The sequence below is a fragment of the Streptomyces caniscabiei genome (genome assembly GCF_014930365.1).
In the GTDB taxonomy this organism is placed as follows: Bacteria; Actinomycetota; Actinomycetes; order Streptomycetales; family Streptomycetaceae; genus Streptomyces; species Streptomyces caniscabiei.
Genome location: NZ_JABXWI010000004.1, coordinates 396,467 through 418,442, shown reverse-complemented (window position 1 = coordinate 418,442; position 21,976 = coordinate 396,467). Strand labels below are relative to the sequence as shown.

Genomic DNA, 21,976 nt, shown 5'->3' with positions numbered 1-21,976 from the left:
TGTGAGCCCATGGACCACGGCTTTCGATCGTACGGAGAGAAGGAACGATGGGCGAGCACGGTGTCGCCACGGCCGCGGTCGACGCCAGGGGACTGGTGATCGCGTGGAGTGCCGACGCGCGACGGGTGCTCGGCTACGAGCACGGCGAGGTGCTCGGCCGCCGCGCGGCCGACCTGCTGGCCCGCTCCCTGCCCGCCTCGGCGCGCGACCGCCTCACCGAGCCGGCCGACTGGCGCGGCCCCGTGCACGCACGGCACCGGGACGGTCACGACGTGGAGCTGGAGCTTCAGGCGCACCCCCTGCTGGACGCCACGGGCTCGACGCAGTGGTTCCTGACGGCGACCGTGCCGGAGCCCGCCGCCCGGCTGCGCCGATGGGCCCTGGACCAGCTCCCCGTCCCGATCGCCCTCTTCGACCAGGACGGGCTCGCGGTGTCCGCGAACTCCGCCATGGAGGCGGTGATGGGCCGCTCGCAGCAGGAGCTCCTCGGCCGCCGGGTGGGCGTGTCCGTCGACGGACAGCGCAGGCTGCCGGGGTTCGAGGGGCTCGACGACGCGGTGCGGCGGGTGCTGAGCACGGGTGAGCCGATGCCGTTCGAGGCGTGGCTGCGCGCGCCGGGCGAGGCGCACGAACACGCGTGGCTGGTCTCCCTCAGCCCGCTGAAGGACGCCTCCGGCGACGTACGGGGCATGTGCCTGGCGGCGATCGACAGCACGGAGCAGTTCCTGGCCCGCCGCCGCCTGAGCATGCTCAACGAGTCCGGCAACCGGATCGGCTCCACCCTCGACGTGACCCGTACCGCCGAGGAACTCGCCGAGGTGTGCACGGACCATCTGGCCGACTTCGTCATCGTGGACCTGCTGGACTCGGTGCTCGCCGGCGAGGAGGCCGCCCCCTCGCCCGACGCCGACGCCCTGGTCTTCCGCCGCGCCGCCCACCGGTCCGTGCTGGAGGGCTGCCCCGAGGCCGTCGTCCCGGTCGGCACCAGACACACCTACGACGAGGGGTCGCCGTCGGGCCGCGCGCTGGCCACCGGCCGCGCCCTGCTGTACGAGGTCGACGACGTCACCGGGCTGCGGTGGTCGGGGGGCTCACCCGAGCGGGCCCGCAGCATCGAGGTCCACGGCATCCACTCGATCATGGCGGTGCCCCTGCGCGCCCGCGGCCTCACCCTCGGGCTGTCGGTCCTCGCCCGCCACCGCACGGCCGAACCCTTCGGCGAGGACGACCTGCTGCTGGCCGAGGAGCTCGCCGCCCGGGCCGCCGTCTGCGTCGACAACGCCCGCCGCTACACCCGCGAACGCGCCATCGCCCTCGAACTGCAACGCAGCCTGCTGCCCCACCGCGCACCCCGGCAGGCCGCCGTCGAGGTCGCCTCCCGCTACCAGCCGGCCAGCACCCGCGCCGGCATCGGGGGCGACTGGTTCGACGTCATCCCGCTGTCCGGAGCCCGGGTGGGGCTGGTCGTGGGCGATGTCGTCGGCCACGGCGTCCAGGCGTCCGCCACCATGGGCCGGCTGCGGACGGCCGTACGCACCCTGGCCGACGTCGACCTGGCCCCGGACGAGCTGCTGACCCAGCTCGACGACATCGTGCTGCGTCTGGACTCCGAGCGGACGGCGGACGAGGCCGAGGACGCGGAGAGTCCGGGCGAGATCGGAGCCACCTGTCTGTACGCCGTGTACGACCCGGTCGCGCGCCGCTGCTCCATGGCCCGGGCCGGCCATCCGCCACCGGCCCTGGTCGGCCCGGACGGCGAGGCGGCCTTCCTCGACCTGCCGATCGGGCCCCCGCTGGGCGTGGGCGGTCTGCCGTTCGAGACGGCGGAGTTCGACGTCCCCGAGGGCAGCGTGTTCGCCCTCTACACCGACGGTCTCGTGCAGGCGGCCGGACGCGACCTGGACGACGGTCTGGACCGGCTGCGTCAGGCGCTGTGCGGCACGGACCGTGCGCTGGAGGAGACCTGCGACGGGGTCCTGGGGAGCCTGCTGACGGACCGCCCCGTCGACGACGTGGCCCTGCTGCTGGCCCGGACCCGGGCCCTGGACACCGACCGGGTCGCCGTCTGGGACGTGCCCGCCGACCCCGCGTTCGTGGGGCAGGCCCGCAAACTGGCCTGCGACCAGCTCGCCGCCTGGCAGCTGGAGGAGCTCACCTTCGTCACCGAACTCGTCGTCAGCGAGCTGGTCACCAACGCCATCCGTTACGGCGGGTCCCCGATCCAGCTGCGGCTGATCCGTGAGGCCACCCTCATCTGCGAGGTCTCCGACTCCAGCGCCACCGCCCCGCACATGCGCCGGGCCCGAGCCTTCGACGAGGGCGGCCGGGGCCTCCTGCTCGTCGCACAGCTCACCCAGCGCTGGGGCAGCCGGCACACCCGTACGGGCAAGACGATCTGGGCCGAACAGACCCTGCCCGCCGAGGACCGGCCGGCGTAGCGCCGCCGCGGCGCCGGCGGCTGTGGGACTCCTTGACCCCCGGTCGGCACTCCACGATGCTGTGTTGCGGTACGCGCTATGTGTGCCGCGATGAGAAACGTCAGACTCGGGTCGTCAGACTCAGGTCTCGTACCAGCCGAGGAGTGGCCATGGCTCACCAGGTCCGTGCCGTCGTCGCGCGGGGCAAGGGTGCCCCCGTCAGCCTGGAAACGATCGTCGTGCCGGACCCCGGACCGGGTGAGGCGCTGGTGAAGGTCGAGGCCTGCGGGGTCTGCCACACCGATCTGCACTACCGGGAGGGCGGGATCAACGACGACTTCCCCTTCCTGCTCGGCCATGAGGCGGCGGGCGTGGTCGAGGCGGTGGGGGAGGGCGTCACGGATGTCGCCCCCGGCGACTTCGTCATCCTCAACTGGCGTGCCGTGTGCGGCAGTTGCCGGGCCTGTCGGCGGGGCCGCCCCTGGTACTGCTTCGCCACCCACAACGCCACGCAGAAGATGACGCTCCTCGACGGCACCGAGCTGTCCCCGGCGCTGGGCATCGGCGCCTTCGCGGAGAAGACCCTCGTCGCCGCCGGTCAGTGCACCAAGGTCGACCGGGCCGCGTCGCCCGCCGTGGCCGGACTGCTGGGCTGCGGGGTGATGGCGGGCATCGGCGCCGCGATCAACACCGGGAACGTCGGCCGGGGCGACACGGTCGCCGTCATCGGCTGCGGCGGCGTCGGGGCGGCCGCGGTCGTCGGGTCCGAGCTGGCGGGCGCCGCGAAGATCATCGCTGTCGACATCGACGACCACAAGCTGGAGACCGCCAGGAAGCTGGGCGCGACCCACACCGTGAACTCCCGCGAGACCGACGCCATCGAGGCGATCCGTGAGCTGACCGGCGGTTTCGGCGCGGACGTCGTGATCGAGGCGGTCGGCCGGCCCGAGACGTACAAGCAGGCCTTCTACGCCCGCGACCTGGCCGGCACGGTCGTCCTCGTCGGCGTCCCCACCCCGGAGATGAAGCTCGAACTGCCCCTCCTGGACGTCTTCGGCCGCGGCGGCGCCCTGAAGTCCTCCTGGTACGGCGACTGCCTGCCCGACCGCGACTTCCCCCTGCTCATCGACCTCTATCTGCAGAAGCGTCTGGACCTGGACACCTTCGTCACGGAGACCATCGCGCTCGACGAGGTCGAGAAGGCCTTCGAGCGGATGCACGGCGGCGACGTCCTGCGCTCGGTGGTGGTCCTCTGACGACCGGGCGGACCGCGGCCGTGTCGGCGTAGCCGCGGTGGGCACGGACGAGCCGTGGCCGGGGCATCCCCGGCCACGGCTCGTCGTCGTGTCCCGGGACCGTGCGCCCCGGGCCGATCGGGTGGTGCGCCGGTCTTGACAGGGGATCACAGGTCACGCTTTCTTGTTCTCGTTGCGTATCGCGGCACTGTTGTGCAGTTCGCAACCTCCGACGTCCGGTGGCGGTCCGCCGCCCGACCGCGAGGTCCGGCGACACGGAACGGCTCTGATTCCCCTACATCCCGGAGTGGCGCCTCAGATGACTCGCAACGCACCTGTCGAGGACCCCGGCGACGCCCACCTGCGGGTCGGCCCCCCGAAGGAGTACGCCGCCGGCCTTCCCGCGGTCACCTCCTCCCTCCGCCACGCCGGCGAGCAGATGGGCGCCCGCCGGGGCCTGCTCACCCTGCTGCGGGTCAACCAGAAGGAGGGCTTCGACTGTCCCGGCTGCGCCTGGCCCGAGCCGGAGCACCGCCACCGGGCCGAGTTCTGCGAGAACGGGGCCAAGGCCGTGGCCGAGGAGGCCACCGTCCGCCGGGTCACCCCGGACTTCTTCGCCGAGCACACCCTGGAGGACCTGCTCCCCGGCAGCGACTACTGGCTCGGCCAGCAGGGCCGCCTCACCCACCCCATGTACCGCGCGGCCGGCGACGACCGCTACCGGCCGATCTCCTGGGACGACGCGTTCGCCGTGATCGCCCGTGAACTCGCCGCGCTCGACCGGCCCGACCAGGCCGCGTTCTACACCTCCGGCCGGGCGAGCAACGAGGCCGCGTTCCTCTACCAGCTCTTCGTCCGGATGCTCGGCACCAACAACCTGCCGGACTGCTCCAACATGTGCCACGAGTCGAGTGGTTCGGCGCTCACGGAGACCATCGGCATCGGCAAGGGCAGCGTCACCCTGGAGGACCTCCACGACGCCGACCTCATCCTGGTGGTCGGCCAGAACCCCGGCACCAACCACCCCCGCATGCTCTCCTCGCTGGAGACCGCCAAGCGCCGGGGCGCCCGGATCATCGCGGTCAACCCGCTCCCCGAGGCGGGGCTGCTGCGGTTCAAGAACCCCCAGCGGCCGTCCGGTGTCCTCGGCGGCGGCACCCGCCTGGCCGACCGGTTCCTCCAGATCAGACTGGGTGGGGACCAGGCGCTGTTCCAGGCCTTCAACCGCATGCTGCTGGAGGCCGAGGACGAGGCCCCCGGCACCACGCTGGACACCTCCTTCATCGAGCGGCACACCCATGGCTTCCAGGAGTTCGCCGAGCACGCCCGCAAGGTCTCCTGGGACGAGATCCTGACGGCGACCGGCCTGCCCGAGGAGGAGATCCGGGCCGCGTTCGGCGACGTGCTGGCCGCCGAGAAGATCGTCGTCTGCTGGGCGATGGGCCTCACCCAGCACAAGCACTCCGTCCCCACCATCCGGGACGTCGTCAACTTCCTCCTGCTGCGCGGCAACATCGGCCGCCCGGGCGCCGGCCTCTGCCCCGTGCGCGGCCACTCCAACGTGCAGGGCGACCGCACCATGGGCATCTACGAGAAACCGGACGACGCGTTCCTGGACGCGCTCGGCGCCGAGTTCGCGTTCACGCCCCCGAGGCACCACGGCCACGACGCCGTCGAGAGCATCCGCGCCATGCGCGACGGCGACGTACGCGTCTTCGTCGCACTCGGCGGCAACTTCGTCGCCGCCGCCCCCGACACCGACCTGACCGAGCGGGCCCTGCGCACCTGCCGCCTCACCGTGCAGATCTCCACCAAGCTCAACCGCTCGCACGTCGTCGCCGGGCAGCAGGCACTCATTCTCCCGTGCCTCGGCCGGACCGAGGCCGACCTGCGGCCCGGCGGGCCCCAGCAGGTCACGGTCGAGGACTCCATGGGCATGGTGCACCTCTCCCGGGGGCGCCTCGCCCCCGCCTCCGAGCACCTGCTCAGCGAGGTCGCGATCATCTGCCGGATGGCACGGGCGGCGCTCGGGGAAGCGGGCTCCCATGTGCCCTGGGAGGAGTTCGAGAAGGACTACGACACCGTTCGCGACCGCATCGCCCGCGTGATCCCCGGCTTCCAGGACTTCAACCACCGGGTGCGCCGGCCGGGCGGCTTCGCGCTGCCCCACCCGCCGCGTGACGAACGCCGGTTCACCACCGCCACGGGGCTGGCCAACTTCACCGCCAACCCGCTGGAGCGGCCCCATGTGCCACCGGGCCGGCTGCTGCTCCAGACACTGCGCTCCCACGACCAGTACAACACCACCGTCTACGGCCTGGACGACCGCTACCGCGGCATCCACCAGGGCCGCCGGGTCCTCTTCGTGAACCCCGACGACCTCGCCGACCGGGGCCTAGGCGACGGGGACCTCGTCGACATCGTCAGCGAGTACGAGGACGGCGTGGAGCGCAGGGCACCGGCCTTCCGCGTGGTGCCCTACCCGACCCCGCGCGACTGCTGCGCCGCCTACTTCCCCGAGACCAACGTCCTGGTCCCCCTGGATTCCACGGCGGCGATCAGCAACACCCCCACGTCGAAGTCGATCGTGGTCCGCCTGGAACCGGTCTCCGTGCAGGGCGTTCTTCGACGCGACTCTTGACAGTCCGTCCGAGGCAGCCGAGTGTGTTGCCCATAGTGAATCCGGGTGCATAATCCGCAACGGCATGCGCGTGGCGGTCACCCCCTTCGCCCCCACATTTCCCTTCTTGCTTGGTCGCGCCACCGTCGTCCACGACGGCGCGTCCCCTGCCGTCTGTGGAAAGGACGAGCCGATGAGCAGAACCCGCGAACGGAACGGGAGCCCGGGCCGCCCCGTCGGGGAGGATCCGCCGGGAGGCGGTGCGGCCACCGCCCAGCCCCGGACCGACCTCGTCGTCTTCGGTGTCGCCGCCGCGCTCACCCTGGCCTTCGTCGTGTGGGGAGCCACGGCGACCGACACGCTGGAGAGCGTGTCCGGGAAGCTGCTGGACGGGACGATCCGCAACGGCGGCTGGGCCTTCGTCCTCGCCGCCTCGGGCTTCGTGGTCTTCGCCCTCTGGCTGGCGATGAGCCGCTACGGGCGGATCACCCTCGGAAAGGAGGGGGAGGAGCCCGAGTTCCGCACGGTGTCGTGGATCGCCATGATGTTCAGCGCGGGCATGGGCATCGGCCTGATGTTCTACGGAGTGAGCGAGCCGCTCTCCCACTTCGTCACGCCACCGCCGGGCACCGACCCGGCCGACGCCAACCAGGCCATGGAGACCGCCATGGCCACCACCCTCTTCCACTGGACGCTCCACCCGTGGGCGATGTACGCGGTCGTGGGTCTCGCCATCGCTTACAGCACCTTCCGGCGCGGCCGCCGTCAGCTGATCAGCGCGGTGTTCACGCCGTTGCTCGGTGAGAAGAGGGTGAACGGCTGGCCCGGCCGGGCCATCGACATCCTCGCCATCTTCGCCACCCTCTTCGGCTCGGCGGCCTCCCTCGGTCTCGGCGCCCTCCAGATCGGCAGCGGCTTCACGGGGCTGGGCTGGCTGGGGTCGGTCGGCACCGGACTGCTGGTCGTCGTGATCGTGGTGCTGACCGTGGCGTTCGTCGCCTCGGCGGTCTCCGGGATCGAGAAGGGCATCCAGTGGCTGTCCAACACCAACATGGTGCTGGCGGTGGGCCTCGCCCTCTTCGTCTTCCTGGTCGGCCCGACCATCTTCATCCTCGACCTGCTGCCCACCTCCGTCGGCGCCTTCTTCGGCGACCTGGCCCAGATGGCGGGCCGTACCGAGGCGTCCAGCGGCAAGGGTGTCGCCGACTGGCTGGCCGGCTGGACGGTCTTCTACTGGGCGTGGTGGATCTCCTGGACGCCCTTCGTCGGCATGTTCATCGCCCGCATCAGCCGCGGCCGCACCATCCGTCAGTTCGTCGGCGGCGTCATCCTGGTCCCCAGCAGTGTCAGCCTGCTCTGGTTCGCCGTCTTCGGCGGTTCGGCGATGCACCTCCAGGAGGCCGGCCGGCTGAGCGACGCCTCGACCGCCCAGGGGCAACTCTTCGACGTGCTCCAGCAGTACCCGATCGCCACGGTGACGAGCATCGTCGTGATGATCCTCGTCGGCATCTTCTTCGTCTCCGGCGCCGACGCCGCCTCCATCGTGATGGGGACGCTCTCGCAGCGGGGCTCCCTCGAACCCTCCCGGGGCGTCGTGGTGTTCTGGGGTGTGCTGACCGGAGCGGTCGCCGCCGTCATGCTGCTCATCGGCGGCGGCAAGGGTGACGCGCTCACCGGGCTGCAGAACCTGACCATTCTCGCGGCGGCCCCCTTCACCCTGGTGATGATCGGGCTGTGCGTCGCGCTCAACCGGGATCTGCGCCACGATCCGCTCATCATCCGCGGCCGCATGGGCAAGGAGGCCATCGAGACGGCCGTCATCGCCGGCCACGAGAAGTACGACGGGGACTTCGAACTCCGTATCGGCCCCGCCACGTCCACGGACGGTACGGAGACCGCGCCGCCCGAGCGGACCGAGGAGTCCGCGCCCTCCACCGCCTCCGCCGTCTGAGACCGGCGCACCCGCCCGCCCGGCGGGGTCGTGGCACCGCCCTGCGCGGTCCATGCCCCCGCCGGGCTTCTGTTGTTCTATGTGAGGTGAGTTTTGGATACCGCAACGCAGTGAAGTGACCCAGAGGGGCTTCTGGATGCCTTGACAAGGGTTCTGGGCGACTCCAGACTGATGTTGCGCTTACCGCAAACCGTTTCGTTATACGCACCCGAGGTGTCATGATGATTCCCGCGTGCCGTCTCGCGGATCTTCCGCGAGGTGAGGCCCTCCGGCTCGACATCGACCCGCCGGTGTCGGTGTTCCACACCGACGACGGCGAGGTCTTCGCCATCGACGACACCTGCACCCACCAGGACGCCTCGCTCGCCGACGGCTGGCTGGAGGGCTGTGAGGTGGAATGCCCGCTGCACGCCTCCAAGTTCGACCTGCGCACCGGCGCGGTCGACTCGCCGCCGGCCAAGCTGCCGGTCCGGACGCACGAGGTCGTCGTCGAGGACGGCATGATCCACGTCCGGCTCTCCACGGAGGCCCCGAACCTGCCGCCCTGCATCTCCGCCCGGCTCGCCGGAGGTCCCGCGTGAGGACCGTCGCCGTGGTCGGCGCCTCCCTCGCCGGCCTCTCGGCGGCCCGCTCCCTGCGCAAGCAGGGCTTCGACGGGCGCCTGGTCGTCATCGGCGACGAGCTGCACCGCCCCTACGACCGGCCCCCGCTCTCCAAGGAGTTCCTGGCCGGCACCCTCGGCGAGGCCGAACTCGCCCTGGAGGCCGACGGCGAGGACCTGGCGGCCGACTGGCTGCTCGGCACCCGCGCCACCGCGCTCGACCACGCCGCGCGCACCGTCCGCCTCGCCGACGGACACGAGGTGCGGGCCGACGGCTTCGTCATCGCCACCGGCGCCGTGGCGCGCGCCCTGCCGGGCTCCGAGGGCCTCGCCGGAGTGCACACCCTGCGCACCCTGGACGACGCCCGCGCCCTGCGGGACGAACTGGCCCGCGGCGGACGCCTGGTGGTGATCGGCGGCGGCTTCATCGGCGCCGAGGTCGCCTCCACCGCCCGCGCCCTCGGGCTCGAGGTCACCGTCGTGGAGGCGGCGCCGACCCCGCTCGCCGGACCGCTCGGCGACACCATGGGCGCCGTCGTCTCCGGCCTCCACGCCGACCACGGCGTACGGCTGTTGTGCGGCGTCGGTGTCAAGGGACTGAGCGGTGAGCACCGCGTCGACGCCGTCCTGCTGGAGGACGGCCGCAGCGTCCCCGCCGACATCGTCGTCGTCGGCGTGGGGGCCCGCCCGTGCGTCGAGTGGCTCGCGGATTCCGGCATCGCGCTGGACAACGGCGTGAAGTGCGGCGCCGACGGGCGTACCAGCCTCGCCTCCGTGGTCGCCGTCGGCGACTGCGCCAACTGGTACGACCCCCGCGCGGGCCACCATCGCCGCGTGGAGCACTGGACCGGCGCGCGCGAGCGCCCGGAGGCCGCCGTCGCCACCCTGCTGGCGGGGGGCGCGGTCGAGCCGGGCGTGCCCAGGCCGCCGTACTTCTGGTCCGACCAGTACGGCGTCCGTATCCAGTTCGCCGGCCACGCGGCCGAGGCCGACAGCGTCACCGTCGAGGCGGGCGCGGCCGACGACCGCGACGTCCTCGCCGTCTACCGGCGCGCCGGCCGGCCCGTCGCCGTGCTCGGCATGAACCAGCCGAGGCTGTTCATGCGGGTACGCAAGGAACTGGCCGCCGCCACGTCTTGACACCGCCCCGGCGTCACCTCATGCTGCGGTTGCCCACAGCGCGCAGCGTTGCTCCATGCACAACGCCGACCGGAGCCGTTCCTCCCGGCGTCCGCAAGACCCCTCCGCGACGTTCCCCGAGGAGTGCCCCGTGACCTCGACCAGCCTGCCCGACAGCCTGATCGCCACTCTTCCCGGCTCCGCCTACACCGATCCGGCGGTCTTCGCCCAGGAGCAGGAGCACATATTCGAGACCATGTGGTTCTGCGTCGCCCGCGCCTCCGAGCTGGCCAAGCCCGGTGCCTTCCGCACCGTCGACGTGGGCCGCGAGAGCATCCTCGTCACCCGCGCCCGGGACAACTCGATCCGCGCGTACTTCAACGTCTGCCGGCACCGCGGGGCCAAGCTCTGCACCGAGGAGACCGGCGAGGTCAAGCGGGCCTTCCAGTGCCCCTACCACGCCTGGACGTACGGCCTGGACGGCAAGCTCGTCGCGGCGCCCAACCTCACCAAGATGCCCGACATCGGCCGTACCGAGTACGGCCTGGTGAGCGTCGCCGTACGGGAATGGCTCGGTTATGTCTGGGTCTGTCTCGCGGAGAACCCGCCCTCCTTCGAGGAGGACGTCATCGGTGAGGTCGTCGCCCGCCTCGGCGACGTCGAGTCGATCGAGCGGTACGACATCGACAACCTCTCCGTGGGCCGCCGGATCACGTACGACGTGAAGGCGAACTGGAAGCTCATCATCGAGAACTTCATGGAGTGCTACCACTGTGCCACGATCCATCCCGAACTGACCGAGGTGCTGCCGGAGTTCGCGGACGGGTACGCCGCCCAGTACTACGTGGGCCATGGCGCGGAGTTCGGCGATGAGGTGCAGGGCTTCACCGTCGACGGTTCCGAGGGGCTGGACCGTATCCCCGGCGTCGCCGAGGACCAGGACCGTCGCTACTACGCGATCACCGTCAAGCCGCAGGTGTTCATCAACCTCGTCCCCGACCATGTGATCTTCCACCGCATGTACCCGGTGTCCGCGGACCGCACGATCGTCGAGTGCGACTGGCTGTATCTGCCGCACGTCGTCGAGAGCGGCAAGGACGTCAGCCGGTCCGTGGAACTCTTCGACCGGGTCAACCTCCAGGACTTCGAGGCCTGCGAGCGGACCCAGCCCGGCATGAGCTCCCGGCTGTACGCCAAGGGCGGTGTGCTGGTGCCCAGCGAGCACCACATCGGCGCGTTCCACGACTGGGTGAACGAGCGCCTCGGTATCGCGCAGGGGTCGGCAACTGCTCGCCTAGGAGGGCGTACAAGGTCGCTTTAACTCGATCGTGTGATGGTCGGCTTCCTGGCTTGCGGCGTCCTGGGCCGTTCGGGCTACGGTGGGCTTGCGATCTGGACGCCGGATATGGCGCCAGCCTGCGGGGCCCCCGCTCCACCAGAAGGATGGTTCGGGGCCTCTCCGTCGCCTCTGGCCGTACCCATATGGCCAAGTCGCACAGGGAACCGGCCTCCCGGGATCGGACCACGCACAGGATGCGTGTCGCTGCCTCGGGGTTGAGTACGCGGGGGATCTGGGGGTACCTCCCACGCCCTTAAGGCAGTGGGGGAGCGCTCAAGACCGTTCGGGGCGTGCGACTGAGTCAGGCTCACTCCTGCCCAGTCCTCAGGAACGGTGAATCAGCCCAGGTAGCCCATCCGGTGGCTGATCTCGGCGGCGCCCTTGACCAGTACCGGGGACAGTTCGTGCAGGCGCTCCTCGGTGAAGCGGTAGGAGGGGCCGGATGCGCTGAGGGCGGCGATGACCTCGCCGTCCCGGTTGCGAACGGGCGCGGCCATGGCGTGCAGGCCGATCTCCAACTCCTCCAGCGTGAAGGCGTAGCCCCGCTCCTGTGCGGCGAGGAGGTTCTTCTCCAGCTTCGTCTTCGCGGTGATGGTGTGCGGGGTGACCTTCTTCAGACCCGCGTCGGCGAGCAGCGCGGCACGCTCCTTCGCCGGCAGGTGGGCCAGCAGGATCTTGCCGCTCGACGTGGCGTGCAGGGGGGTCAGTTGGCCCACCCAGTTGTGCGCGGTGATGGCCCCGGGCCCGCGCACCTGGTACAGGTTGATCGCGTAATGCTCCTGCATCACGGCGATGTTGACGGTCTCACCGATCTCCTCGGCCAGCCGCTCGCAGACGGGACGGCCCTGCTGGGTGATGTCGATACGCCCGGTGACCGCGCCGGCCAGGCGCACGATGCCGAAGCCGAGCCGGTACTTGCCGCGCTCGCCGGCCTGCTCCACCAGACCGCGCGCCTCCAGTGCGCCGAGGAGACGGAAGGCCGTGGACTTGTGCACCTCGATCTCCGCCGCCACCTCGCTGACGCCGGCTTCGCCGCGCTGCGCGAGGATCTCCAGGACGCTGATGGCGCGGTCGACCGACTGCACACCGCCCGCGCCCGCGTGTGAATTCGACGTTTCTGTCTCAAGGCTGAAGTTGCTCACAGTGAAACTATACGCGCAGTAAACAACACACCTGCAAGTAACCGCCCCGAAACCAAGTTCCCGAAGTTGCGTTGTTCGCAACCTGGTGCGTATAGCGCTACCGGTCTAGCATGCCTCGCATATCTACGGCGCGAGCGAGACGAGGCACCATGGCTCCTGTGCAGTACGACTTCGTCATCGTCGGTGGTGGTTCCGCGGGCAGTGCACTGGCAAACAGGCTGTCCGCCGACCCGGCGAACCGAGTCCTGGTCCTGGAAGCGGGCCGGACGGACTTCCCGTGGGACGTCTTCATCCACATGCCCGCGGCGTTGACCTACCCGATCGGCAGCCGCTTCTACGACTGGAAGTACGAGTCCGAGCCCGAGCCCCACATGGGCGGCCGCCGCGTCTACCACGCGCGCGGCAAGGTGCTGGGCGGCTCCAGCAGCATCAACGGCATGATCTTCCAGCGCGGCAACCCCATGGACTACGAGCGCTGGGCGGCCGACCCGGGCATGGAGACCTGGGACTACGCGCACTGTCTGCCGTACTTCCGCCGGATGGAGAACTGTCTCGCGGCCGACCCGGACGACGAGTTCCGTGGCCACGACGGCCCCCTCGTCCTGGAGCGCGGCCCGGCGTCGAACCCGCTCTTCGGCGCCTTCCTCAAGGCCACCGAGGAGGCGGGCTACGCCCCCACCGACGACGTCAACGGCTACAGACAGGAAGGTTTCGCCAAGTTCGACCGGAATGTCCACCGCGGTCGTCGCCTCTCGGCCTCGAAGGCGTATCTGAAGCCCGTCCGCAGACGCCCCAACCTCACCGTCACCACCCGCGCCCTCGTCACCCGTGTCCTGTTCGAGGGCAAGAAGGCCGTCGGCGTCGAGTACCAGCGCGGCAAGGGCGCCCCGCGGCAGGTCCGCGCCAAGGAGGTCATCCTCTGCGGCGGCGCGATCAACTCCCCGCAGCTGCTCCAGCTCTCCGGCGTGGGCAACGCCGCCGAACTCCGGGCCCTGGGCATCGACGTCGTCCACGATCTCCCGGGCGTCGGCGAGAACATGCAGGACCACCTGGAGGTCTACATCCAGTACGCCTGCAAGCAGCCCGTCTCCATGCAGCCGTACCTGGCGAAGTGGCGTGCGCCCTTCATCGGGCTCCAGTGGCTCTTCCGCAAGGGCCCGGCCGCCACCAACCACTTCGAGGCCGGCGGGTTCGCCCGCAGCAACGACGACGTCGACTACCCCAACCTGATGTTCCACTTCCTGCCGATCGCGGTCCGTTACGACGGCTCCGTGCCGGCCGGCGGCCACGGCTACCAGGTGCACGTCGGGCCCATGTACTCCGACGCCATCGGCTCGGTGAAGATCAAGAGCAAGGACCCGCGCCAGCACCCCGCCCTGCGCTTCAACTACCTCTCCACCGAGCAGGACCGCCGCGAGTGGGTCGAGGCGATCCGGGTCGCCCGCAAGCTCCTCAACCAGCCGGCGCTCGCCCCCTACAACGACGGGGAGGTCTCGCCCGGCCCGTCCGTCGAGTCGGACGAGGAGATCCTCGCCTGGGTCGCCAAGGACGGCGAGACCGCCCTGCACCCGTCCTGCACCTGCAAGATGGGCACCGACGAGATGTCCGTCGTCGACCCCACCAGCATGCGCGTGCACGGCGTGGACGGCCTGCGGGTGGTGGACGCCTCCGTCATGCCCTACGTGACCAACGGCAACATCTATGCGCCGGTGATGATGATCGCCGAGAAGGCCGCCGACCTCATCCTCGGCAAGGAGCCGCTGGCGGCGTCGAAGGCCGCGTACTACCGCCACCGTGACGTCCAGAAGCAGGCGGACTAGACCATGGGCACCGGGGGGCTGCACACACTGCTGAGATCCGTCCGCTACGAGGTGCTGCCGGCGAAGACCACCGAGGAGAAGGTCCTCACCCATGTCCCGCGCGACATCGTCGTCACCGTGACGGCGTCGCCGGTCAAGGGCCTGGAACCGACCCTCGACCTCGCCGGACGGCTCTCCGCGCACGGCTACCGTGTCGTCCCGCACGTCCCCGCCCGGCTCCTGCGGGACGACCTGCACCTCAAGGAGGTCGTGGACCGGCTGCGCGAGGCGGGCGTGGACGACGTGTTCGTACCCGCGGGGGACGCCGACCCGCCGGCCGGGTCCTACGACGGGGCGCTGCCCGTGCTCCGGCGGCTGAGCGAGCTGGGCCGGCCCTTCGCCCGGGTCGGCGTCACCGGCTATCCCGAGAGCCATCCGCTCATCCACGACGACGTCACCGTCCAGGCGATGTGGGACAAGCGCGAGCACGCCACGTACATCGTGAGCAACCTCTGCTTCGACCCGCGGGTGCTCGGGGACTGGCTCGCCCGGGTACGGCGGCGGGAGGTGACCCTGCCGGTCCATGTGGGCGTCGCGGGGCCCGTGCAGCGGGCGAAGCTGCTGGCGATGGCGACGAAGATCGGGGTGGGGGAGTCGACCCGCTTCCTGACCAAGCACGCCTCGTGGTTCGTGCGCTTCGCCGCGCCCGGCGGCTACTCGCCCGAGAAGCTGCTCACACGCACGGGGGACGCCCTCACCGACCCCGCGTCCGGGGTGGCGGGCCTGCACCTGTTCACCTTCAACCAGATCGCCGAGACGGAGAGCTGGCGGCGGGCCCTGCTCGACCGGCTGGAGGGCTGAGCGCCCGCTCCCTCACGCCGAACGCCGAACGCCGGACGGGCTCCCAGCCCGTCCGGCGTTCGTGTCGTGCCGTGTCGTACCCGGCGTTCGTATACGGAGGCCGTCCCGCTCAGCGGAAGACGACCGTGCGGTTGCCCTCGACCATCACCCGGCTCTCGCTGTGCCACTTCACGGCGTGCGCGAGCACCTGGGCCTCCACGTCCCGGCCGACCGTGACCAGCGCGCCGGGGTCCAGCGAGTGGTCCACCCGGACCACGTCCTGCTCGATGATCTGGCCCTCGTCCAGGTCCGACGTCACATAGTGCGCCGTCGCGCCGACGAGCTTCACCCCGCGGTCGTAGGCCTGGTCGTAGGGGCGCGCGCCCTTGAAGCTGGGGAGGAAGGAGTGGTGGATGTTGATGGCGCGACCCTCCAGCTGCTTGCACAGGTCGTCGGAGAGGATCTGCATGTAGCGGGCCAGTACGACCAGGTCGACGTCCAGCTCACGGACGAGTTCGAGCAGCCGTGCCTCGGCCTCGGGCTTGGTGTCCCGGGTGACCGGCACGTGGTGGAAGGGGATGTCGTACGTCTCCGCGAGCTTCTCGAACTCCCGGTGGTTGGAGACGATCGCGGGGATCTCGATGTTGAGCGCGCCCGCCCGCTGGCGGAAGAGCAGGTCGTTCAGGCAGTGCCCGAACTTGGACACCATGATCAGGGTCCGGGTCGGCGTGGCGGCGTCGCTGAGGGACCACGAGATGCCGTAGGCCTGGGCGACGGGGCCGAAGCGGTACCGCAGGCCCTCCAGGTCGACGTTCGGGTCGGAGACGTCGAAGTGGACCCGCATGAAGAAGCGGCCCTGAAGTCGGTCGTCGAACTGCTGGCTTTCCAGGATGTTTCCGGAGTTCCTGACGAGATAGCCGCTCACGGCGTGGACCAGCCCCGCGCTGTCGGGGCAGGAAAGGGTCAGAACGAACTCACGGCCAGGTTGCGGTCGGGGGAACCTCATGGACACGGCGGCCTCCGTCGGTGCGTATTGCACAACAAGGTGAGCGATACGCAACATGGTCGGGTCGGCGTCGCCTGCGGTCAAGGGTGAGCGGGTAAGTGATCACATGGTCAAATCGTCATCCGCCAACATCTTGACGTCCGTCTGACCAGCCGACAGGGTGTTCCATCACAAGCAATCGGGTGCACGATGCGCAACGAAAAACAGTCGGAAGGCTCGGCGCGTGGCAGACCTGTATGTGAATGGCGAATGGCGGACCCCGGTGGCCGGCGGTCACCGGGAGATCCGATGTCCCGCTGACGGCACGCTCACGGCGACCGTCTCGGAAGGAACGCGCCCCGACACCGAGGCCGCGATCGCCGCGGCCCGGGAGGCCTTCGACACCGGCCCGTGGCCGAACACCCCCGAGCGGGAGCGCGGCGCCCTGCTGCTGCGCGCCGCCGACATCATCGAGCGCGACACCAAGAGCTTCGCCCGCGCCGAGTCCCTCGACACCGGCAAGCGGGTGGTGGAGAGCGAGTACGACATCGCCGACGTCGTCTCCTGCTTCCGCTACTACGGCGGTCTCGCGGGCACCGACGCCGGACGGGTGATCGACACCGGCCGCGACGGCGCCGTCAGCCGGGTCGTCTACGAGCCGGTCGGGGTGTGCGCACTGATCACCCCCTGGAACTACCCTCTCCTGCAGGCCAGTTGGAAGGTCGCCCCGGCGCTGCTGGCCGGCAACACGATCATCCTCAAGCCCAGCGAGCTGACCCCCTCCACCTCCGTCCTGCTGATGAGGGCGCTGGAGGAGGCCGGGCTCCCGGCCGGCGCCGCCAACCTCGTGCTGGGCGCCGGACCCGAGGTGGGCGCCCCGCTCTCCGAGGACCCCCGGGTGGACCTGGTCTCCTTCACCGGCGGCCTGGACACCGGCAGACGGATCATGGCCACCGCCGCCGCGACCGTGAAGAAGGTCGCGCTGGAACTGGGCGGCAAGAACCCCAACGTCGTCTTCGCCGACGCCGACTTCGAGACGGCCGTGGACTTCGCTCTCACGGCCGTCTTCCTGCACTCGGGGCAGGTGTGCTCGGCCGGCGCCCGGCTGATCGTCGAGGACTCCCTGCACGACCGCTTCGTCGACGAGGTCGTCCGCCGCGCCCGGCTCATCCGGCTCGGCGGCCCCTACGACGCCGAGGCCGAGACCGGCGCGCTGATCTCCGCGCAGCACCGCGAGAAGGTCGAGGCGTACGTCGCCTCGGGCCTCGCCGAGGGCGCCGTCCTGCGCTGCGGCGGCGCCCGCCCCGACGACCCCGCGCTGGCCGACGGCCACTACTACCTGCCCACCGTCCTCGACGAGTGCCGGCAGGACATGCGGGTGGTGCACGAGGAGTCCTTCGGGCCCGTCCTCACCGTGGAGCGCTTCACCGACGAGGACGACGCCGTACGTATCGCCAACGACACCGAGTACGGGTTGGCCGGTGCCGTGTGGACCGAGGACGCGGGCAAGGCCCAGCGCGTCGCCCGGCGACTGCGCCACGGCACCGTGTGGATCAACGACTACCACCCCTATGTGCCGCAAGCGGAATGGGGCGGTTTCGGGCATTCGGGTGTGGGCCGGGAGCTGGGACCGACCGGCCTGAACGAGTACCGAGAGCCCAAACACATCTGGCAGAACATCCAACCCCGGCCGCAGCGCTGGTTCAGCGGCTGAACGCCGAAAGAAGGTCGAACATGACCACCCAGACCGAGGTGCCGCAGCGGCGCGGCACGCCCCAGGACTCGGGCCCCACCCCGGTCATCTCCGTGCGCAGGCTGTGGAAGGTGTTCGGGCCGAAGGCCGACCGGGTGCCGGAGTCCGAGGAGCTGTGCGGGCTCACCCGTCGTGAACTGATGGACCGCACCGGCTGCACCGCGGCCGTGCGCGACGTGAACTTCGACGTGTCGCCCGGTGAGGTCTTCGTCGTCATGGGCCTGTCGGGCTCCGGCAAGTCCACCCTGGTGCGATGTCTGACCCGGCTGATCGAGCCCACCGCGGGCGAGGTCGTCTTCGAGGGCGAGGACATCCGCCAGGCCGACGACAGACGCCTGCGCGAGCTGCGCCGCCGCAAGTTCTCCATGGTCTTCCAGCACTTCGGGCTGCTGCCCCACCGCCGGGTCGTCGACAACGTGGCCTTCGGGCTGGAGATCCGCGGCATGGGCCGGGCCGAGCGTGTCAGGCGGGCCCAGGAGGTCGTCGAGCTGGTCGGCCTCGCCGGCTACGAGAAGTCCTACCCCGACCAGCTCTCCGGCGGTATGCAGCAGCGGGTCGGGCTGGCCCGCGCGCTGGCCGGCGATCCGGACGTGCTCTTCTTCGACGAGCCGTTCTCCGCGCTCGACCCGCTGATCCGCCGCGACATGCAGAACGAGGTCATCCGGCTGCACCACGAGGTCGGCAAGACGATGGTCTTCATCACCCACGACCTCTCCGAGGCCCTCAAGCTCGGCGACCGCATCCTGATCATGCGCGACGGCAAGATGGTCCAGTGCGGCACCGGCGACGAACTGGTCGGCGCCCCGGCCGACGACTACGTGCGCGAGTTCGTCAAGGACGTCCCCCGCGGCGATGTGCTCACGCTGCGGTGGATCATGCGCCCCCTGGAGGACGGCGACGCCCTGGACGGCCCCGAACTGGGCCCGGACGTCGTGGTCAAGGAGGCCACCCGCGCCGTCCTCGCCGCCGACAAGCCCGTCAAGGTCGTCGAGAACGGCAAGCTGCTCGGCATCGTCGGCGACGAGGAGATCCTCGCCGTGGTCGCCGGACAGGAAGGCGACGCGCGATGACCGTCGTCGTGGAGAAGACCGAACCGCCCGGCAGACCGGAGAAGACCCGCCCCGTCGAGGAGCCGGCCCCGGCCCCGGAGCCCCGCCGCGTCAGCCGGTCCCTGGTGATCGGCGCGATCCTGCTCGTCTGGCTGGTGCTCTTCGCCGTCCTGCGCGGCAGGCAGACCCTCGCCCTCGGGGCGGCGGACCTGACCGACCTGCACCGGTGGTTCAACGACGTCAACGACTCGATCGGCGCGAACCGCAACTCCAACCCCCTCTTCCTGTACTTCTTCAACGAGATCCGCCTGGTCATCGACACCCTGGTGACCTTCGTGCAGGAGCTGATCTCCCAGCCCTCCGCAGACCGCCCCCTGCCGCAGATCGGCTGGCTCGGCGTCGTCGGCATCGCGGGCTATGTCTCGTGGGCCGTCGGCAACTGGCGGGTCGCGCTGCTGGCGGTGGCCGGCTTCACCTTCCTCGGCCTCCAGGGCCTGTGGCAGGAGAGCATGGACACCCTGGCGCTCACCCTCTCCTCGGTGTTCGTGGCGCTGCTGTTCGCGATCCCGCTGGGCGTGTGGGCGGGGCTCTCCGACCGGGTCAACCGGATCATCACGCCCCTGCTGGACTTCATGCAGACGATGCCGACCTTCGTCTACCTGGCCCCGCTGACGCTGTTCTTCCTCATCGGCGGAGCCTCCGCCACCATCGCCACCGTGATCTACGCGGCGCCCCCGGCGATCCGCATCACCGCGCACGCCATCCGGACCGTGCCGGAGACGACGGTGGAGGCGGCCGACTCGCTCGGGGCGACGCGGCGGCAGTCCCTGCTGAAGGTCCTGCTGCCGATGTCCAAGCGGACGGTGGTGATGGGCGTCAACCAGACCATCATGGCCGCCCTGGCCATGGTGACCATCGCGGCCCTGATCGACGCTCCCGGCCTCGGCAAGACCGTCGTCCAGGCGCTCACGTCGCTCGACGTGGGCACGGCCTTCAACGCGGGCCTGTCCATCGTCGTCCTGGCGATCGTCCTCGACCGGGTCACGACCGCGGCCAGCACCCGTGAGGAGGAGGCCCGGCGCTCGAAGAACCGGTTCCTCGCCTGGCGGCGGCCGCTGCTCGGCGCGGGCGCGGTGGTCACGGCCGTCCTGGTCTTCATGTCGCACACCTACGTGTGGGCGGCGGAGTTCCCCGGCGAGGGTGGTGTCGGCAGCTCCATCGCGCGTGTGGCCGACACCGTGACGACCTGGGTGCAGGACAACCTCTCGGGCGTCACCAACACCGTCCGCGACCTCATCACCAACGGCCTGCTCAACCCGTTCCAGTCGCTGCTCACCGACTCCCCGTGGTGGCTCGTCGGCGGCGTGCTGATCGCACTCGGTGTCGTCCTCGGCGGCCGGCGGGCCGGTCTCACCACGGCGGTGTGCGTGGGGCTGCTGGTCGCCACCGGCGTGTGGTCCGACAGCATGACGACGCTGGCGTCGACCGTGGTCGCCACCGTCCTGGTGATGCTGCTCGGCATCGGCTTCGGCGTGTGGATGGGCCGCAGCCGGCTGGTGGACCGCATGCTGCGGCCGAGCCTGGACGCGGCGCAGGTCATGCCGCCGTTCGTCTATCTGGTGCCGTTCCTCGCGCTCTTCGGCGCGACCCGTTTCACGGCGATCGTCGCCGCGATCGTCTACGCGGCGCCCGTCGCGATGAAGATCATCGCGGACGGGGTGCGGAACGTGCCGGCGGCGACCGTGGAGGCGGCCACCTCCGCCGGGTGCAACACCTGGCAGATCATCACCAAGGTCCAGCTGCCGATGGCACGCGGCGCCCTGACTCTCGCGACGAACCAGGGCCTGATCTACGTGCTGTCGATGGTTGTGGTGGGCGGCCTGGTAGGTGCCGGCGCCCTCGGCTACGACGTCGTGGCCGGTTTCTCGCAGGGCCAACTGTTCGGGAAGGGGCTCGCCGCAGGGCTCGCCATCGTCCTTCTCGGAGTCATGTTCGACCGCATCACTCAGGCCGCGGCGCGGCGAACCAGCGCATAAGGAGCACTGACCATGGCAAGGCAAGCAAGACGATGGAGAGCCGGCGCGGCCGGTATCGCGGTCCTCGGTCTCACCCTCACCGCGTGCGGCGGTGCGAAGGTCGGTGAGGACTCCTCGGACGCGGGCGGCTCGGGCAGCTCCGCCAAGTGCGGCACCTTCAACCTCGCGGTCAACCCGTGGGTCGGCTACGAGGCCAACGCGGCGGTCATCGCCTACGTGGCGGAGACCGACCTCGGTTGCAAGGTCACCAAGAAGGACCTGAAGGAGGAGATCGCCTGGCAGGGCTTCGGGACCGGTGAGGTGGACGCGGTCGTCGAGAACTGGGGCCACGACGACCTGAAGAAGAAGTACATCACCGACCAGAAGACCGCCGTGGACGCCGGCGCCACCGGCAACGAAGGCCTGATCGGCTGGTACGTGCCGCCGTGGCTCGCCAAGGCGCACCCGGACATCACCGACTGGAAGAACCTGAACAAGTACGCGGCGAAGTTCAAGACCTCCGAGTCCGGCGGCAAGGGCCAGCTCCTCGACGGCGACCCGTCGTTCGTCACCAACGACGAGGCCCTCGTCAAGAACCTGGACCTGGACTACAAGGTCGTGTACGCGGGCAGCGAGACCGCGCTCATCCAGACCTTCCGCAAGGCGGAGAAGAACAAGGAATGGGTGATCGGCTACTTCTACGAGCCCCAGTGGTTCATGTCCGAGGTGCCGCTGGTCAAGGTGAAGCTGCCCGACTACAAGGCGGGTTGTGACGCCGACGCCGAGAAGGTCGCCTGCGACTACCCCGTCTACACGCTGGACAAGATCGTCAGCAAGAAGTTCGCCGACTCGGGCAGCCCGGCCTACGACCTGGTGAAGAACTTCAGCTGGACCAACGACGACCAGAACATCGTGGCGAAGTACATCGCCGTCGACAAGATGACCCCCGAGGCCGCGGCGAAGAAGTGGGTCGAGGCCAACCGTCTCAAGGTGGACGCCTGGCTGAAGTAGGGCCGGCGACCGGACGCGGGAATCCGGTCGGAACATGCCCGGTGGGCGGTGCGCGAGGGTTGCGCGCCGCCCACCGGGCATCTCCGTGTCCAGGCCCGTT

General features: G+C 70.3%; 15 protein-coding genes. 13 read left to right on the top strand and 2 right to left on the bottom strand.

Annotated elements, in window-relative coordinates; genetic code table 11:
• Positions 1-47: 47 nt before the first annotated feature.
• From HW837_RS13575 to HW837_RS13545, 7 genes are all read left to right on the top strand, one after another.
• The gene (locus HW837_RS13575; RefSeq protein WP_193379657.1) at positions 48-2,438 is read left to right on the top strand and encodes a SpoIIE family protein phosphatase; all 2,391 of its coding nucleotides are present in this window, start codon (positions 48-50) and stop codon (positions 2,436-2,438) included.
• Positions 2,439-2,587: 149 nt separating this feature from the next.
• Positions 2,588-3,673 carry an S-(hydroxymethyl)mycothiol dehydrogenase gene (locus tag HW837_RS13570; protein WP_193382314.1) on the top strand — a complete coding sequence of 362 codons (1,086 nt, stop codon included), beginning with the start codon at positions 2,588-2,590 and terminating at the stop codon, positions 3,671-3,673.
• Between the two features lie 298 nt (positions 3,674-3,971).
• Entirely contained in the window at positions 3,972-6,293 is a 2,322-nt protein-coding gene (locus HW837_RS13565; RefSeq protein ID WP_045561293.1) for an FdhF/YdeP family oxidoreductase, read from the top strand.
• Positions 6,294-6,465: 172 nt separating this feature from the next.
• Positions 6,466-8,223, top strand: a complete 1,758-nt coding sequence (locus tag HW837_RS13560; RefSeq protein ID WP_045561292.1) for a BCCT family transporter — start codon at positions 6,466-6,468, stop codon at positions 8,221-8,223.
• A gap of 218 nt (positions 8,224-8,441) precedes the next feature.
• Positions 8,442-8,804, top strand: a complete 363-nt coding sequence (locus tag HW837_RS13555; RefSeq protein WP_045561291.1) for a bifunctional 3-phenylpropionate/cinnamic acid dioxygenase ferredoxin subunit — start codon at positions 8,442-8,444, stop codon at positions 8,802-8,804.
• Positions 8,801-9,964: an NAD(P)/FAD-dependent oxidoreductase gene (locus tag HW837_RS13550; RefSeq protein WP_193379658.1), complete on the top strand. Its 1,164-nt coding sequence runs from the start codon at positions 8,801-8,803 to the stop codon at positions 9,962-9,964. The genes HW837_RS13555 and HW837_RS13550 overlap by 4 nt, the downstream gene beginning before the upstream one ends.
• A gap of 130 nt (positions 9,965-10,094) precedes the next feature.
• Positions 10,095-11,264: an aromatic ring-hydroxylating oxygenase subunit alpha gene (locus HW837_RS13545; protein WP_193379659.1), complete on the top strand. Its 1,170-nt coding sequence runs from the start codon at positions 10,095-10,097 to the stop codon at positions 11,262-11,264.
• A gap of 356 nt (positions 11,265-11,620) precedes the next feature.
• On the opposite strand, the gene HW837_RS13540 is transcribed toward HW837_RS13545, so the two are convergent.
• Positions 11,621-12,367, bottom strand: coding sequence for an IclR family transcriptional regulator (locus tag HW837_RS13540; RefSeq protein WP_045561288.1), 747 nt, complete (start codon positions 12,365-12,367; stop codon positions 11,621-11,623).
• Between the two features lie 206 nt (positions 12,368-12,573).
• Between HW837_RS13540 and betA the strand changes: the two genes are divergently transcribed.
• Positions 12,574-14,244, top strand: coding sequence for a choline dehydrogenase (betA, locus tag HW837_RS13535; protein ID WP_045561287.1), 1,671 nt, complete (start codon positions 12,574-12,576; stop codon positions 14,242-14,244).
• A 3-nt stretch (positions 14,245-14,247) separates the two neighbouring features.
• Positions 14,248-15,084, top strand: coding sequence for a methylenetetrahydrofolate reductase (locus HW837_RS13530; protein ID WP_193379660.1), 837 nt, complete (start codon positions 14,248-14,250; stop codon positions 15,082-15,084).
• Positions 15,085-15,193: 109 nt separating this feature from the next.
• Here HW837_RS13530 and purU read toward each other — a convergent pair whose 3' ends face one another.
• Positions 15,194-16,069 (bottom strand): formyltetrahydrofolate deformylase, encoded by an 876-nt coding sequence (gene purU / locus HW837_RS13525; protein ID WP_045561356.1) that lies wholly within the window; start codon positions 16,067-16,069, stop codon positions 15,194-15,196.
• Positions 16,070-16,292: 223 nt separating this feature from the next.
• On the opposite strand from purU, the gene HW837_RS13520 reads away from it, so the two are divergent.
• From HW837_RS13520 to HW837_RS13505, 4 genes are read left to right on the top strand one after another with little or no spacing between them, the layout of a single operon-like run.
• A complete protein-coding gene (locus HW837_RS13520; protein ID WP_193379661.1) occupies positions 16,293-17,762 on the top strand; it encodes an aldehyde dehydrogenase family protein in 1,470 nt (489 codons plus the stop codon).
• A 20-nt stretch (positions 17,763-17,782) separates the two neighbouring features.
• Positions 17,783-18,871 carry a quaternary amine ABC transporter ATP-binding protein gene (locus tag HW837_RS13515; RefSeq protein WP_060882361.1) on the top strand — a complete coding sequence of 363 codons (1,089 nt, stop codon included), beginning with the start codon at positions 17,783-17,785 and terminating at the stop codon, positions 18,869-18,871.
• Positions 18,868-20,886: an ABC transporter permease gene (locus HW837_RS13510; protein ID WP_045561283.1), complete on the top strand. Its 2,019-nt coding sequence runs from the start codon at positions 18,868-18,870 to the stop codon at positions 20,884-20,886. Before HW837_RS13515 ends, HW837_RS13510 begins: the two co-directional genes overlap by 4 nt.
• 12 nt (positions 20,887-20,898) lie before the next feature.
• Positions 20,899-21,876, top strand: a complete 978-nt coding sequence (locus HW837_RS13505; protein WP_045561282.1) for an ABC transporter substrate-binding protein — start codon at positions 20,899-20,901, stop codon at positions 21,874-21,876.
• The last annotated feature ends 100 nt before the right edge of the window (positions 21,877-21,976 follow it).